Below are 16,351 nucleotides of genomic sequence, written 5' to 3'. Positions count from 1 at the left end.
ATGACAGGCAGGCTAATAACATTTTTCGCTACTATATTGTGTTCTCAACATAAACGGCCGGACGTCAGGTCGGCGACATCGGCGCGCGTTTGCACGGCCGTTTATAAACCGACCAACCCATTGAGCGAAGATTTAATCACTCCCTGTTTTCGCCTGTCAGAATAGATCGACGCGTACGTCCACGCCGACGGTGCGGCCTTCATTCACCTGCGCAAAGCCCGTGCCGCCGCTGGCGTAGGCGTAGGTGCGATAACGGCGATCGAAGAGGTTATCGACATACATGGCGATGTTCAGCCGATCGGTGGCCTGCCAACCCAGCCGCAAATCCGTGGTGGCGTAGGCGCCTTGACGCAGAAGATTATCGCCGTCGAAGTAATGCGGCCCGGTCAGCTTGACGGCGAGGCGTGGCATCAGCGCGCCGTATTGGGTATCGATAATGCCGTTGATGCTGGTTCCCGCGCCGTAACGCGGTACGAACGGCACTTTCTTATCCTGATAGAGTTCGCTATCGCCGGTGAATTCGGAGCGAATCAAGTTGCCGTCGATATCCCATGACCATCCCGGAATAAACCGCCATTTGGCGCTCAGTTCGATGCCGCCGGCATCGGCGCTGCCGGCGTTGTCGATCGTCTGCATACCTATAGCGCCGGAATAGAGTTGCATATTCCGGGTACGCGTATAAAACACCGCGCCTTGTAGCTGAAGGTCGCCCGTTTCATAGCGGGATCCGAGCTCATAGTTGATGGATTTTTCCGCCGCATAGGGCTGCGCCGCCAGCTTGGCCGTTGGAATGATATTGAAGCCTGTCGGCTTATAGCCCTGCGCGATGCGGGTATAGACGCGCCAGCTGTCGGCCAGCAGATAACCGGCGGAGATCTGCCCCAGTACCCGGTCGTCATCTGCGTCATTGCCGTCGCCGAAGGCGGAACCCATCACCACGCCGTGGTATCGGGTGCTGGATTTGTCGTGGGAAACGCGCAGTCCGCCGCCCAGATCGACGCGCTCGGTCATATGCCAGGTCAAATCGCCGTACGCCGCCAGCGTTTCGGATGCCGTGTAGGAATGGGTCCGCATATAGTTCGTGGTCGGCATGTCGTATGCCAGGTCGATTTTCTGCCGGGTATTCTGGCGGTAGAGACCGAACACCATGTCTACGGCGCGTTCGTCGCCTTGCGTAGCGGCCCTGAGTTCCTGCACATCTTGATTCCAGCGCTCCGGCATATTGGCGATGAGCGTGCCGTTGGGAAACGTCCGGTCATAGTTTTGCTGTTGCCAGGCGCCAACCAGGCTGAATAGCCAGTTATCGGCGGCGTATTTGCCGCTCAGCGCCTGACTGTGGGTACAGCGGCGCAAATAAGGGTCGGGCATGCCGTCGGCGATATTCAACGTACGTCCTTTCACGTCGTTGAACGACAGGTAGCTATCCTGCGTGGCGCGCGTACAGTCTTCCGTCACTGAGACGCCCGCTTCCCACGGCTGGCCGTCCGGGGCGAGCCGCAGACGAACGTTGCCTGCGCGGGTGCGCGCGCCGCCTAAATCGTCGCTGCCGGTTGACGGATTAATGAGCGCGCCGTTGTCCGCCTGCCGCAGCAGCGTAACGCCGCCGTACAACAAGCCGTCCTGAATCGGGCCGCTGAGATTGATCTTGCCGCGGTAGCTATCCCGGCTGCCGATGCCGCCTTCGATATAGCCGCGAGGCGTACTATCGGGTTGCTGGGTGACGATATTGACGATCCCGCCTTGCGCGCTTTTGCCGTACAACGTACCCTGCGGGCCGCGCAGCATTTCGACATTCTGCACATCGGTCAACGCCTGTATGGTATTGGTGGCGAGTTGCGGAATGCCGTCCACGTACAGCGTTACCGCCGGGTTATAAAAGTCCTGCGCCGAGGATACGCCGCGCAAGGTAATAATAGGAAACAACAGCGTGCCGCTGTTTTCCACGTTCAGGCCGGGCAGCACTCGACCGAGTTTCCTGGTGCCGGTGACGTTGGCGTCTTTTAATTCCGCGGCCGTCGCCGCCGTGGAAGAGACATTCCGCGCCGAGGCGGAATAGGGCGACTGCTTGCTGGCGGCGACGACCAGAATATCGTCGCCATCGGACGCCGTTTGCGCCAGCGCCCAGGGGGCGATCAATAATCCGCCGAGAGCAAGTGGATAGAGTCGTTTGATTTGCATGGTATATCCCTGAAAGCGCGAGAAATAAGAAAAGCCCGCGGAAAACGGGGCTTAAGCCGGGCTTTAAATGATAATTATTTGCAAGTGAGCCGCTACCCGAAACGGGTTTATTTCAACCCGCTTCGGTTTCCATCAGGGGATGACGCGCTTAAAAACGGCGTTTAAAGGCGGAAGGGTTGACGCCGAATTGTTTTTGAAAGGCGGCGGTGAAATGGCTGGCGTTGGTGTAGCCCAGATCGGCCGCCACGATCATTACCGGTATATCGCCGGCAGACAGGCGACGTTTGGCCTCCTGCATGCGTTCGGCCTGGAAGAGGCCGTAAACGCTGTTGTTGAACAGTAATCGAAAACCCCGCTTGATTTTTAAGAGGCTAAGTCCGGTTTCGCGCGCCAATTCGGCGATGGTCGGCGCCTGGGCTAAGTCGGCGAGCAACAGATCTTTCGCCCGCATCAGTTTCTGGCGGTCGCAATGGCTCAATCGGCAGTCATTTCGCTCTTTTTCGCGATGTGCATCCAGGATCAAACTGAGCAACACCATGCTTTGCCCCAGCAGCCAGAGCGGGGCGCGCGCGTTGTCGCCGGCGGGCGAGGATCGCATTCGGTTCAGCGCTTCCGCCAACATGTGCGCTGTGGCCTGCATTTCCGCATTGCAAGCACGCCGCTGGCAACAACGCTGAGTATCGATTTGCCGCCGCAAAGCGCGATCCATCTCCGGCACCCAATTCGCCAGTACATCGGGTTGAAAGGAAATACTGACGCTTTCGAATTTATCCATGTACGAAGATATTCCATGGCAATCAGGAAGATGACTGATGCAATTACTGCCCTGTCGCAGCAGATATTCGCTTTCCGCGCGAGCGTCGCTCAGTAAATAGCGTGATGTTCCCTTAAGTACGCAGGAGAAGTCGATTCTGCCCAAATCGTCGTGCAGCCTCATGGAGAGCGGACGTGAAAAATTCACCCGCCAGAGCAAGATGTCGATGCCTTCATGGAGCGGGTAGCGCAATAGATCGTATTCCGCTGCCGTGGTGATCTGCGGCTCTGGCGGCCCGGCCAATAGGTTGCGTACCGATATTTCCGGCGCGACAGGGAGGTTTATCGAATTGTGCATGACGTTATTTCCTTTAGCGCGCACCAATGCGGGCAGAAAGCAAACCAAATTGGGTAGAGATGATGTTGAGAATAATTATTATTAACACCCATCCATGTCAGCGTCGAGTTTATTTCCGGCATGCCGCCGCGTCGCAAACCGGCGTGCGCCAGGAATGGCTCAGCGTGAAGAAGAAATAAGGAGCCGGTAATATGCGTGTCGGACAACGTCACGATCTCAAAGAAAATAGGTTAACGACTGGCGGCGTCGTGTTTGCCATCGTCGGCATTTACGTCGCGCAAACGCTGGTTTCGACGCTGGCGATGCAATCCATTCCCGCATTGGTGCGTTCAACTGGCGGTTCCCTCACGTTAATCGGCGCCACTACGCTGTTTATGTTGCCGTGGGCGCTAAAGTTTATCTGGGCGCCGTTAATCGAGCGCCGGCGTTTGCCGATCGGGCTTGCGCGACGCCGTTCCCGTTCGCTTATTCTCGGCGGACAAACCGCGCTGGTATTACTGTTGCTGCTTGCCGCGTTGTCTGGTTATTTGAATCGTTCGCATCCTTTTCAGACGACGGAGATTATCTGGCTCTTTGCGCTGTTTATGATGGCCGGGCTGGTGGCGGCGACCATTGATATCGCCTGTGACGGTTTCTGCGTGGATCAACTGGCCGGCAGCGGATATGGTTGGGGAAATGTGGCGCAGGTCGGCGGCAGTTACGTGGGAATGATGCTGGGCGGCGGCGTGTTCTTGCTGCTGACCGGGCGTTACGGCTGGCCGGCGGCCGCGATGCTGCTGGCGCTGATGATCCTGGCGTTGACCGCGCCGCTTTGGCGTGTGCGCGAACCGGATCGTCCCGATAACGCTTGCCATCGTCCCAGCTTGCGTTATGCCCTGACGCGCGACGCCACCCGCTTCGGCCTGCTGCTGATCGTATGCCTCAATGCCGGATTGCGCGTGGTGATGCCGCTGTCCGCGCCGTTGCTGCTCGATCACGGCCTGAGTATGACTTCTCTGGGCTGGCTGCTGGGAGGCGGCAGTATCGCCGCTGGGGCGGCGGGAACGCTGGGCGGCGGCCTCTTGATTCACTACTGGGGGCTGTGGCGGGCGCTGTGGATCGCTTATACGTTGCAAGGCGTGATGCTGTCGCTTGTCGCGCTTAACTTATGGCTCGCGCCGTCTGATATAACGCTGGGTCTGTTAATGGGGTTGACGGTGGCGCAGTTTATGGTCACCGCGTGCGCGCTGGTTTGCGTTTATTCCGTGTTGATGCGTTTATCTTCCTCTTTGCAGGCCGGCGTGGATTTCACGTTGTTTCAGTGTGCGGATGCCGGTATCGCCATCCTGACGGGGAGCGTCGGCGGCATGATAGCTCAGCAGTTTGGCTATGCCGCCTGTTTTCTCGCTGCGGCCTGTCTGACCGTTTTAATGACGCTTGCCGTCGCGATGCGACGCCGAGACTTTCCGGCGGGTATATAATGGTTTCTCATTATAATAACCTTGGGGGTGCCGGTCAGGCGCCTCTTTTCATCAACTGAGAGGGAGTTCTTGTGGCCGTACCGCAAACCAAAACTGAATTGCTTTCTGAAATTGATAAAACTTTCAATAAATTAATCGGCTATCTCGATATTATTCCGCCGGCGCTCGCGGAGGGTAAGTCAATGCCGGGACATGCTAAAGACACCATAATGAGCGTCGGCGATCTCGTTTCCTATTTACTGGGCTGGAATAAACTGGTTGTAAAGTGGATTACGCGAGACGAAAGCGGCCAACCGGTAGACTTCCCCGAAACAGGCTACAAGTGGAATCAGCTCGGTCTGCTGGCGCAAAAGTTTTATGCGGACTTCGAAAAATCAGATTACGCGCAGCGCATCGAAGCCCTGAAAGCGGAAAAAAACCGCATCGTCGAACTTATCGCGGCGCGTAGCGATGAAGAGCTGTATGGAAAATCATGGTACGGCAAGTGGACCATGGGCCGAATGATTTCATTTAATACCTCGTCGCCTTACGCCAATGCCTGCGGCAGATTAAGGAAGTGGGCGAAAGAGCGTCAGTTCAAATTAAAGTGATGCTTCCCTGAACATCCGCTTGCGCCTTGATTGCGGACGTCGACCTCCGCACTACGAGGAACCTCGGCCCGCTCAGCGTCTTAAGATTCTGTTAAGAAAAATTCTCCAGAATAAATCGCCGACGGATGGCGGCGATCGGCGGCCAATTAAGTCAAAAAATTGAAAGATGTCGGGTATATAACGTGTAAAGGCTGTAGAGCGGCTAAGCTTAAAGACAGACCTGAATCGACAATTATGCCCGGCAAGCCACACGGTTGTTATCGGCACAAAGGTTACTGCCTGTAAATTGGCGCTATTTTCCGGAGGACGCTATGTCACCCTGTGTTTGTCTAGAAATTGATCGGCGATACCGAGGTTTTGTGCTCTCATACCTTTTCCCGCGGCTGCGATACCGTCGGCCGTTCGGCGCCAAACTGAGTGGGAATAGCCTTGCATGACAGTGATAAACGTTACGCTTGTCGCAATTTGCTCCATTCTGACGGCCATTCAGTTTATCTCCCTCTGTCTGGCGCTGTGGCGATTGCGGCGTCCGGTGAAAACATCCGTCCGCGCCTATCCGTTTATTACGCTGGCCCGTCCGCTGTGCGGACAGGATCGGTTTGAAGAAGAGACGCTGCGCTCTTGTTTTCTGCAAGATTACCCCGATTACGAAATCCTCTTTTGCGTGGCTTCCCGGCAAGACCCGGTGATCCCGCTGGTGGAAAAACTGATCGGCGAATACCCCGAACGGTCGGTGCGATTGCTCATCGGCGATGACAAAGTGAGCGGCAATCCGAAGATTAACAATCTGTACAAGGCCTGGCAGGCCAGCAGCGCCAGTTGGCTGGCGATGTCGGACAGCAATCTGTTGCTGCCCGCCGATTATCTGCGTTCGCTGATTTCCTCCGCCGACGACCGAACCGGGCTCGTCAGCTCGCCCGCGGTCGGGATCCGGCCGGAAAACCTGTGGGGGGCGGTCGAGGCGGCCATGCTGAATACGCATCAGGCGCGCTGGCAGTTCCTGGCCGACATCGCCGGACAGGGCTTCGCTCAGGGCAAGACGTTATTCTGGCGGCGCGATGTGCTGGAAAAAGGCGGCGGTTTGATCGCGCTGGGGAACGAACTGGCCGAGGATGTGGCATCAACCAAACTGGTGCGCGGCGCGGGGCTGAAGGTTCGCCTGCCGCCCCGGCCTTATCCTCAACCGATTGGCCGGCGCAGCTTCGCCGCGGTTTGGGACCGGCAGTTGCGCTGGGCGCGTATCCGGCGTTTCGGCTTTTTGGCGTTATTTATTCCGGAGATAGTGCTGGGCTCGCTGCCGGCGTTAGGCTGCGCCCTCTGGCTGGCCGCCGCGGGGATAATATCCTGGATTTGGCCGCCTGTTCTGCTAGTGTTGTGGTACGGCGCGGAGTGGGGCATGGCGCGTTTGCTGGGCTGGCCGCATCGGCCGCGCGATGTGCTGGCGATGTTGATTCGCGATATCCTGTTGCCCGCGCTGTGGTTAGGGTGCTGGTTCGGGCGCAGTATCGTCTGGCGAGGCAACGTGGTAAGCAGCGGGCAATCGTGAGTGGAGCAGCCGCCGCGTGATAAGTAAAGAGACGGTAATCTGATGTTTGAGTTGCAAACTATCGAAGGGTTGATAGCCCAACACGGCCTGCTGTTGCTGACGCCGCTGGCCGTGCTGGAGGGGCCGATCGTCACGGTGATCGCCGCTTATCTGGCGCGTCTTGACTATTTTAATCTGACGGCGGTCTGCATCGTCGTCATCCTGGCCGATCTGGTGGGCGATCTCGGGTTTTATGCGCTGGGACGCTGGGCCATCAAGGCGGATGGCGTCCCGCCGCGCTGGTTAAGCCGCTTCGGACTTAGTCAGGCCAGATTGCAGAAAATGGGCAGCAATTTTGAAACCCGGGGCGGGAAAATACTGGCGTTCGGCAAGCTCACCCATTCCGCCGGCGCCGCCGTCCTGCTGGCGGCCGGGATGGCCCGCATGCGCCTGCGCCCGTTCCTGTTTTACAACACGCTGGCCACCATTCCGAAAAGCCTTTTCTTTGTCGCCATCGGCTACGCTTTCGGCCATTTCGCCGCGCAGGTGGACGACTGGATCGCCGTGACCTCGTTAGTCTTGCTGGTGTTGCTGCTTGCCGGAGGGATGGTGTGGCTGAAGCGGAGCAAATAGCGGCGACGTTCAGTTGCATCATCCCCGCCTATAACGAGGCCCGGCGTATCGGCGCCGTGCTTGATGCGGTCGCCGGGCATCCGTTGCTGGCCGAAATTATCGTCGTCGACGATCACTCCGGCGACGATACCGCCGGCGTGGCGCAGCGTGACGGCGTGCAAGTCATCCGGCTGCCGCATAATCAGGGCAAAAGCCGCGCCGTCGCCGAAGGCGTGGCCGCCGCCGCCGGCAGCCATTTGCTGTTGCTCGACGCCGATCTTGTCGGGCTGACGGCTTACGATATCACCGCGCTGATACAACCGGTTAAATTGGGTCAGGCCGACGCCACCCTCAGCTTACGCGGCAACAGTCCGCTGGTCTGGCGGGCGATCGGCCTGGATTACATTTCCGGCGAGCGCGTTTTCGCCCGTGCGCTGGTCGAGACCCGTTTACAGGCATTACGGGATTTGCCGCATTTCGGGCTTGAGGTCTGGCTCAATACTCTTTGGATCGACGAGGATATCCGGCTGAAGGTGGTGAGGTGGCCCCGCGTCAGCAGTCCCTATAAAGCGACGAAAATGGGATGGCTGCGCGGCCTGCGCGCCGATGTGTCAATGATGCGCGATATTTTTCGCACCATCAGCCTATGTCAGGCGCTGCGCCAAATTTATTCGCTTTGGCGTCGGCGCCGCTAAAGCAGCGTGACGAGAAAGAAACCGACGGCGGTCATCAGCAGCGAGCCCAGAACATGCACTAAAACCGAGGTCACGGCCCACGCATAGTTGCCGGATTGCAGCAGGGAAAATAGCTCGGCGGAGAAGGTGGAAAAGGTGGTCATTCCGCCGCACAGTCCCGTGGTGATCAGCAGTTTCCAGGCGGGATCGAGTTGCGGTTGCCGCAGGAAATAGGCCAGCGCGGCGCCGATGATCAAACCGCCCAGCAGATTGACGATCAGCGTCCCGGGCGGCAGGTTCGGAAACAGGCTGTTTAAGCGAACGGACAGTAGCCAGCGGATAACGCACCCTGCGGAGCCGCCGATAATCACGGCGAAAAGCGATTTTACCATGTTCCCCTCATACCATTTTCACCTTAACGCTTTTGCGCTTCTTGCCGGTTTCTCCATTAGCGAAACATCCATCCGGCCGGAAAAGCGGTTTTCAGGGGTGTACGATATGGGCGTGGAACCAGCGACGAAGGGGTATTTTATGTCACCCATGCCGCGCAGGGAAGCCCGGCGCGAAAGCCGCGCCAGGCGTGCTCGGCTTTCGCGCTACGTTATTCGAACGTCTCGCCGTACAGGCCGATCAGCCGACGCACCACGCCGTTGGTCCAGCCGAAGCCATCCTGAAGCGGGTATTCGCCCCCGCGGCCTTCGAGCGGCGTGCCGTCGGCGATATGATATTTTTCAATCAGCTTGTGGTGCTGCCGGTAAAAGATATTCACCGTTTTTAGCCAGTTACGGGCGATTTCATCGCCCAGCGCGTCATGGCCGTACATTTTAAAACCTTGAATGGCCATCCATTGCAGCGGCGCCCAGCCGTTGGGTTTATCCCACTGTTCATTGGTTTCGTACTCGGTGGTCATCAGCCCGCCCGGCGTGAGCAGCCGCGCGCGCACCGTCTCCGCCAGCCTGGCGGCCTGTTCATGGGTGGCGAGCCCCACATAAAGCGGCACGATGCTGGCGGCGGAAAAGAGCGCCATCTGCTGGCGATGCCAGTCGTAATCGCGAAAACCGCCGGCTTCTTCATCCCACAGGTAGCGGGTCACGGCCGCGCGCCGCGCTTCCGCTTTCCGGCGAAATAGCGCCTCCGTCTCTTTGTCTCCTTGCAGAACGGAGATATTGGCGATGACGCTCTCCAGCTTGTAAAGAAACGCGTTGAGATCCACCGGGATAAACTGGGTGGTGCGAATACTGGCGAGACGATGCGCATCACGCAGCCAGCGCGAGGAGTAGTCCCACCCGGAGGCGGCGCCTGCCCGCAGATCCCGGTAAACCTCATTCGCCGGACGGCCGGAATGTCGCGCGGTTTCCACATCCTCCAGCCAGGATTCGTCGCGCGGGGTGTCTCTGTCGTCCCAATAGCGGTTCAGCAGCGTGCCGTCCGGCATCCGCACTACGTGGCGATAGGCCTGATTCAGCGCCAGCGATTCGGCGCCGTCCATCCAGAAAGCATACTCCTGCAACAGGTGCGTCAGATAACGGCGAGCGCCGCGCACGCCGTCTTCTTCGAACAGTTCCACCATCAGCGCGAATACCGGCGGTTGCGAGCGGCTGAGATAATAGGTGCGGTTGCCGTTGGGGATGTGTCCGTAGGTTTCAATCATCCAGGCGAAATTATCCGCCATACAACGCAGCAGATCGTTGCGTCCGCTCTCCGCCAACCCCAGCATGGTGAAATAGGAGTCCCAGTAGTAGGTCTCGCCGAAGCGTCCGCCCGGCACGATATAGGCCTGCGGCAGCGGCAACAACGACGACCAGGGAATGTGGTCCTGCGGTTCGCGCGTCAACACGCTCCACAGATTATCGATATGCTCTTTGAGAGAGTGCCGCGGATCGGAGATGTAGTCGTTGCCCTGGCTTTCCGGCAGCCAGAAGTGCGCCTTGATGAACTGCTTCAGGTCGAAGGCGGGGTGCTTTCTCACCCGGCGGTAGCGGATGAGAATATCCAGCGGATCGATTTTGGGCGCGCAGTCGGGAAAAGTTTTGCTGTCGGCGAAAATACGCGAAGACTGAACGTGTGCGAACAACTCCAGATAACGATCGGCGGGCGTTAACGCATCGGAAGGCGGCAAGCCTTCGATCATTTCCGGTTCCGGCTCCGCCTCGAGCATTTTATCCAATATTAATTCAAAAGGTTCGATTTCTGAGATGCGATTTTCGTCGCTGCCGGATTCCACGGGTTCGGCAGCCTGTGATTTCGAGTTGAACATGTGCGACAAACCTCAGCATAGATTATCTATGACGCCGGCTGACACCAGGTCGTCGTTATAACGTCGTCTCATTGGCGATAGCGTCGGACCCGGCGCTATGCGGCGCGATGGCGCGCAGATCTTTCAGATAACTTTCGCACCAATTCGCGATATCGTTTTTGCGCAGCAGCGCCATCAGGTCGTTGTAACGGGAGACCCGCTCGGCGCGCGGCATGGTCAGCGCCTTATTCAGCGCCGCCGCGACGTCGTCGCGATCGTACGGGTTGACGATGAACGCGGCGGTCATCTCATTGGCCGCGCCGGCAAAGCGCGACAGCACCAGCACGCCGGGATCGTCCGGGTCCTGCGCTGCCACATACTCTTTCGCCACCAGGTTCATGCCGTCGCGCAGCGGCGTGACCAGCCCGACATCCGCCAGACGAAATATTTTCATCAGCAGCCGGCGATCGAAATGCTGGTTGAGGTAATAGAGCGGCGTGCTGTTCAGCGAGCCGTATTTGCCGTTGATTCTGCCGACCTCCATCTCCAACTGATGGCGGAGATCCTGATAGGCCGGCACATCCCCGCGCGAGGTCGGGGCGATTTGCGAATAGCGAACCTTGCCGCGATGCTGCGGGTAGTGCTCCAGCAAGGCTTCATACGCCAGGAAACGTTCCGGCAGGCCTTTGGTGTAATCCAGCCGTTCGCAGGAAATGATGTTTTGCGCATCGCCCAGCTCGTTTTTCATCACGGCGATTTTGGGCGGCAGCGGGCCGGCCGCCATTTCCTGAATGCTGTCCGGCGCGATGCCTATCGGATAGACTTCCGTCATAAACGTATGGTCGAAAGCGCGATGGGTCTTTGCCCCGATCGGCTGCAACGCCGTCAACTGGCCGAGGTTGTCGAGGAACGCCATCCGGTCGTTTTCCGTTTGGAATCCGAGCAGATCGTATGCGCACAACATTTTCAGCAGATCCTGATGGGTGGGCAGCGCATTGAAAATTTCCGGGGTAGGAAAAGGGATATGCAGGAAGAAGCCGATGCGGTTATTCACGCCGAGTTTGCGCAGCGCGGCGGCGAACGGCAGTAAATGATAGTCATGGATCCACAGAGTATCGTCTGGCTTAATCAACGGCTGTAGCCGCTTCGCCAGCAGCGCATTGACCCGACAGTAACCCTCCCAGGCTTCACGCTGAAATTGCACCAGATCGATACGATAATGGAATGCCGGCCAGATGACGGCGTTGGAAAACTGACAGTAATAAAGATCGTAATCGTTTTGATTAAGCGGAACCGAGGCATAAGTGATGCCGTCCATTTCCTGCAAATTCAGATCATCCTCATCTTCGCCGGATATTTCACTTATTTCTCCATTCCAGCCAAACCACAATCCCCCGGTGGTTTTCAGCGCATCCAGAATGCCTACGGCCAACCCGCCGGCGCTGGACTTCGATTTATCGGGATTAGCGATACGGTTAGATACGACAATCAGACGACTCATCACCTTAACTCCTTACCGACGTTATCTTGCTGTCGTTGTAATAGGATCTGTTCAAGCCAGCGGTGAACGTCCGCTACCTGTGCGAGACGGTAGCGGGCATGGCCTGAACCGTCTCCGACCTTGACGGAAATGCCCTGCATGGCGTTTACCGCCTGAAATCCTTGCTCATCCGTCAGGTCGTCGCCGACAAAAACCGGCATGCGGCCGCTGAAGGGCGCTTCCCGCATAAAAGCGTGAATCGCCGCGCCTTTATCCGCGCCGCGCGGTTTTATCTCCACCACGCATTTGCCGGGTTGCAGCGTAAGTAGAGGAAAGCGCGCCACGGCGGATTCCGCCAGCGCTAATATCCGTTGTCGATACGGCATCGCCTGGCGATAGTGCAGGGCGAAAGCCATGCCTTTGGCTTCCAGCAAGGCGCCCGGCATCGTGCGCATTCCATGTTCCAGCATGTGTCGCAGGGGAACCTCCACGTCCAGCGGCAGCGCGACGCGGTGCAGGTTGCCCGCGCCGTCGCGTCGTTCGGCGCCATGTACGCCGGCCAGCGGCAGTTTGAGCGGCGCGGTCAGTTTGTCGAGCTGTTCGATGGGGCGGCCCGATACCAGCGCCAGCGCGCCGCGGCAGACTGCGGAGAGCGCCTGCAAATCGGCGCGAACCGAGGAAGGAAGGGTAACGGCGTCCGGCTGCGGCCGGATTTCCGCCAGCGTGCCGTCGACATCGAAAAAGAAAGCGCAGCGTCTGCCGTCGGGAACGGGCAGAGGGCGTGCGTGCGGCGTCGTGTTGTCCGTTGCAATGGTGGTCAAACGCGTTCTCCTGTCTGCTTAGTGTTCTCACTGCACGGGCGCGCAAACCGCATGGTCTGCGTGAGCTGTCGTCACGCCGCCGCGGTGGGCGCGTCACCCGTAAAGTTCATGAATCGCAATCGCGCGAGGAGTGTCTGATGCCACGGTAGAGGAGGAAATTCGCCGCATAACAAAACAGGCGGCGAATGAGCGGGGTAACACCGTTTATGTTAACTAAAATCGTTGATAATTCGCTCTGCAAACGAGCATGTATAACCCAATAACCTCAACCTGACTGTGAACACCATTGCAATTTAGTGTAGACGCTGCTGGGTATTTTTCCAGACTATCGTATTGCGCATGCGATTCATCAGCCGGGGAGAAACGCCTTGGCGACAATGCCGGCGGGCCGGCCGCGCCGTAGTGTGAAGGGCGTCTTAGCCTTGACAGGGCAACTGTGGCATACTTGGTCAGGAAACCATACTGTTTAGTTATTAACATTCCATTTTTCTGCGCTACAGGAATTTTGGCAACCCCGAAGAGGCGGCATGAGAACATTAACAGAAGAACGGCGACAGGCCATCATTACCGCGGCCTCGCAGCTTTTCCAGGAAATAGGGTATGAGCGCGCGTCAATGAACGAAGTGGCGAAGCGGGTCGGCGGCTCCAAGGCGACGCTTTACAACTATTTCAGCTCGAAAGAAGAATTATTTGAAACAGTGGTGCGTACTTACAGCGCCAGCTTTCTGGCGGACGCCGCCGCCGAACTGACCAAACCGGGCAGTGAAGATCTTTCCATCGAACAAAAACTCACCCGTTTCGGCGAGCGCATGCTCCAGGTTCTGACCGGCGATAATCAGGCGCTGCAAATTTACCGCGTGGTGGTGGGCGAGGCTGGCCATTCGGACATCGGGATCCTGTTTCGCGAATCCGGCATTCGGCAAAGTATGGAACAGCTGGCCCAGACGATGGCCGAGGCGGTGCAAAAAGGAGAGTTGATTGACGGCGATCCGATGCTGCTGGCCATGCAGTTTACCGCGCTGGTGAAAGCCGAAACCGATGCGCTGCTCTATCAGCGCGAGCTGCCGCGTTTCACGCGCGCGAAAATCAAGCAGATGGTCAACAATGGCGTCCAGCTGTTTCTCAGCGGCGCGTTGGCGCGCAAAGACGCGAAAAAATAATTATCGGCATGCTGCGATCGCCGGCATCATGACCGGTGAATTCGCCCCACACGCCTTTCCAGCGACGCCCTCTCAATAAAACGCCTCGAACGCTATAACGCCTCGATCGCTGCTGCCGAATCTCACGGCGCATTGCTTCCGTGCCGAAGAAACCGCTGATTATTTGCCGGCCCTGGCGCATCAAGCCTGATTTATCTCTTTTACCTTCGACGACCGGGCGGATCGCGATGGGGAATCCCACTCGCGACGCCCCTTTGCCGATCGGTCGTTTAATCGTAATACCGCTATGCGTTGCAATTAAAACGGGGAAACGCGGCGCGCTATTTAATTCTTTATTTTGAAATAATGATAAATGATATTATTTTAATTATAACAATATGATTTTAAGTTAATTTTTTTAAACTTTCCTGCCGAAAATGTCTTGCCGATCTGATCATATTTTCTGCATAATGCGCGCCATAAAATTTCTCAATGGACATAAAAAGGAAACCGCATGGAGCGCAATTACGCCATACCCTCGTCTTTTTCTTCGTTAACCGCCACGCTCGCCCGTTATCAACTGTCCGTCTTTGGCTGCGCCGACCTGGACGTGGAGTCCTTTACCGCCAGCGAGGGGCTGAGCCAGACCTACTGCTACCAGATAACCTTTACCAGCGGCCGCGACATCGCCCCCGGCGAGATGCTGTTGCAGGACGCCTCCTTTACCTTCAATCCGCCGGGCAGGCAGCTGGGCGGCATCACGCTGCCTGACGCCACGCCGCCGCGTGCGGTGCATGGGGTGGTGACGCAGTTTCAGCGGCTGTCGGCCTCGGCGGACGAGGTGCGTTACCGGCTGACGCTGGAGCCGCATCTGGCGCTGCTGGGCAATGCCGGTCGCCCGGCGATATACCAGCATCAGTCGGTGCCGGAGATAGTCGAGCAGATATTGCGCCAACAGCATCAGTTCGAAGGCTGGCAGTTCGAGTTCCGCCTGCGCAACCGCTACCCGCAACGCGAGCAGGTGATGCAGTGGCAGGAGAGCGACCGGGCGTTTATCGAGCGGCTGCTGGCGGAGGTGGGCATCTGGTATCGCTTCGAGATGGACGCGCGGCTGAAGCGGGAGGTGGTGGTGTTCGCCGACGACCAGCAGTTCTACCAGTTTGACGTGCGATTGCCGCTGCGCAGCCCGTCGGGGATGAACGACAACGGGGTGGAGTCGGTGTGGGGGCTGAACTCGACGCACCAGGTGGTCAGCCAGTCGGTGCGGGTGAAGGATTACAACTACCGGCAGGCGGGAGAGGGCTTGCAGACCGAGGCGGACGTGACCGGCGGCGGGGAGGGTGCTTACGGTCAGGTGTACCGTTACGGCGACCACTACCTGACGCTGGACGGGGAAAGCGGCGAGGAGTCGTCAGGCGAGACGGCGGAAGGGGGCAATTTCTACGCGCGGCTGCGGCATGAGCGGCTGCTGAACCAGCAACACCAGCTGCGCGGAGAGAGCAATGCCTCGACGCTGACGCCGGGGCAGATGCTGGAAATCGACGGCGCGGCGCCGGACAGCTTCGCCAGCGGGGTGCTCATCACCACGGTCAGCGCCGGGGCGCGGCGGGACAGCAGCTATACGCTGACATTTACCGGCATACCGTACAGCGAGACGGTGGGTTTTCGTCCCACGCCGGAGCCCCGGCCGACGATAGCGGGAACGCTGCCGGCGCGGGTGACGAGCATCACGCAGGGCGACGCTTACGCGCATCTGGACAAGCAGGGGCGTTACCGGGTGAAGTTCGACTTCGACCTGGACAACTGGAAGACGGGTTATGAAAGCCTGTGGGTGCGGCTGGCGAAGCCGTACAGCGGGGACACCTACGGCATGCACCTGCCGCTGATAGCGGGAACGGAGGTGGCGATAGCGTTCGGGGAGGGCAACCCGGACCGGCCGTACATTGCGTATGCGCTGCACGACTCCAGACACCCGGACCACGTAACGCAGGCGAACAACAAGCGCAACGTCATCCGCACGCCGGCGAACAACAAGCTGCGGATGGAGGACGAGCGGGGCAAAGAGCATATCAAGCTGTCGACCGAGTACGGCGGCAAGTCGCAGCTGAACCTGGGACACCTGGTGGACAGTACCCGTCGGCAGCGGGGAGAAGGGTTTGAGCTGCGCACCGACCAGTGGGGCGCGATACGGGCGGGGAAAGGGCTGTTCATCAGCGCGGACGAACAGGCAGGCGCGCAGGGCGAGGCGCTGGATATGACGGCGGCGATAGAGCAGTTGGAGCAGGCGCTGTCGCTGGCGAGGACGTTGCAGTCGGGTGCGGGGATAGCGAAGGCGGAAGAGGGGGAGAGCGGCAGCCAGTCGGCGCTGGTGCAAAGTCTGAGTGGACTGGCGCAGGCAGGGGTGTTGATGCACGGTCCGGAAGGGATAGGGGTGGTGAGTCCGAAGCAGGTGCATATTTCGTCGGGGGAGGAGAGCGTGTCGCTGGTGTCGAGAAAGGATGTGGACATCAGTACGGGGAAGGCGC

The 16,351-nt window shown here is 58.4% G+C and carries 13 protein-coding genes; 7 read left to right on the top strand and 6 right to left on the bottom strand.

What is annotated here, in order from left to right:
* Window positions 1-156: 156 nt before the first annotated feature.
* Complete coding sequence (locus ABRZ26_RS03990) at window positions 157-2,178, bottom strand: TonB-dependent siderophore receptor (protein WP_319602971.1); 2,022 nt, start codon at window positions 2,176-2,178, stop codon at window positions 157-159.
* A 148-nt stretch (window positions 2,179-2,326) separates the two neighbouring features.
* Window positions 2,327-3,289: a helix-turn-helix domain-containing protein gene (locus ABRZ26_RS03985; RefSeq protein WP_319602970.1), complete on the bottom strand. Its 963-nt coding sequence runs from the start codon at window positions 3,287-3,289 to the stop codon at window positions 2,327-2,329.
* Window positions 3,290-3,480: 191 nt separating this feature from the next.
* On the opposite strand from ABRZ26_RS03985, the gene ABRZ26_RS03980 reads away from it, so the two are divergent.
* From ABRZ26_RS03980 to ABRZ26_RS03960, 5 genes are all read left to right on the top strand, one after another.
* Complete coding sequence (locus tag ABRZ26_RS03980; protein ID WP_319602969.1) at window positions 3,481-4,749, top strand: MFS transporter; 1,269 nt, start codon at window positions 3,481-3,483, stop codon at window positions 4,747-4,749.
* 71 nt (window positions 4,750-4,820) lie between these two features.
* Window positions 4,821-5,339, top strand: a complete 519-nt coding sequence (locus ABRZ26_RS03975; protein ID WP_319602968.1) for a ClbS/DfsB family four-helix bundle protein — start codon at window positions 4,821-4,823, stop codon at window positions 5,337-5,339.
* A gap of 433 nt (window positions 5,340-5,772) precedes the next feature.
* On the top strand, window positions 5,773-6,885 hold the full coding sequence (locus tag ABRZ26_RS03970) for a ceramide glucosyltransferase (protein ID WP_319602967.1): 1,113 nt from the start codon (window positions 5,773-5,775) through the stop codon (window positions 6,883-6,885).
* A gap of 42 nt (window positions 6,886-6,927) precedes the next feature.
* Window positions 6,928-7,497, top strand: a complete 570-nt coding sequence (locus ABRZ26_RS03965) for a DedA family protein (RefSeq protein WP_319602966.1) — start codon at window positions 6,928-6,930, stop codon at window positions 7,495-7,497.
* Window positions 7,476-8,171 carry a glycosyltransferase gene (locus ABRZ26_RS03960; protein WP_319602965.1) on the top strand — a complete coding sequence of 232 codons (696 nt, stop codon included), beginning with the start codon at window positions 7,476-7,478 and terminating at the stop codon, window positions 8,169-8,171. Before ABRZ26_RS03965 ends, ABRZ26_RS03960 begins: the two co-directional genes overlap by 22 nt.
* Here ABRZ26_RS03960 and crcB read toward each other — a convergent pair.
* The 4 genes from crcB to otsB form a co-directional block, all read right to left on the bottom strand.
* Window positions 8,168-8,542: a fluoride efflux transporter CrcB gene (gene crcB, locus ABRZ26_RS03955; protein WP_319602964.1), complete on the bottom strand. Its 375-nt coding sequence runs from the start codon at window positions 8,540-8,542 to the stop codon at window positions 8,168-8,170. The two genes, ABRZ26_RS03960 and crcB, sit on opposite strands and share 4 nt — an antisense overlap.
* A gap of 209 nt (window positions 8,543-8,751) precedes the next feature.
* A complete protein-coding gene (locus ABRZ26_RS03950; protein ID WP_319602963.1) occupies window positions 8,752-10,407 on the bottom strand; it encodes an alpha,alpha-trehalase in 1,656 nt (551 codons plus the stop codon).
* 55 nt (window positions 10,408-10,462) lie between these two features.
* Entirely contained in the window at window positions 10,463-11,887 is a 1,425-nt protein-coding gene (otsA, locus tag ABRZ26_RS03945) for an alpha,alpha-trehalose-phosphate synthase (protein ID WP_319602962.1), read from the bottom strand.
* Entirely contained in the window at window positions 11,887-12,687 is an 801-nt protein-coding gene (otsB, locus tag ABRZ26_RS03940; RefSeq protein ID WP_413556116.1) for a trehalose-phosphatase, read from the bottom strand. Before otsB ends, otsA begins: the two co-directional genes overlap by 1 nt.
* A 527-nt stretch (window positions 12,688-13,214) precedes the next feature.
* On the opposite strand from otsB, the gene ABRZ26_RS03935 reads away from it, so the two are divergent.
* Window positions 13,215-13,847 (top strand): TetR/AcrR family transcriptional regulator, encoded by a 633-nt coding sequence (locus ABRZ26_RS03935; protein WP_319602961.1) that lies wholly within the window; start codon window positions 13,215-13,217, stop codon window positions 13,845-13,847.
* A gap of 493 nt (window positions 13,848-14,340) precedes the next feature.
* On the top strand, window positions 14,341-16,351 hold a 2,011-nt coding region (locus tag ABRZ26_RS03930), incomplete at its 3' end, for a type VI secretion system Vgr family protein (RefSeq protein ID WP_319602960.1).

It is taken from the genome of Brenneria sp. L4-2C, assembly GCF_040240335.1.
In the GTDB taxonomy this organism is placed as follows: domain Bacteria; phylum Pseudomonadota; class Gammaproteobacteria; order Enterobacterales; family Enterobacteriaceae; genus Brenneria.
This window is presented reverse-complemented; position numbering and strand designations above follow the sequence as displayed.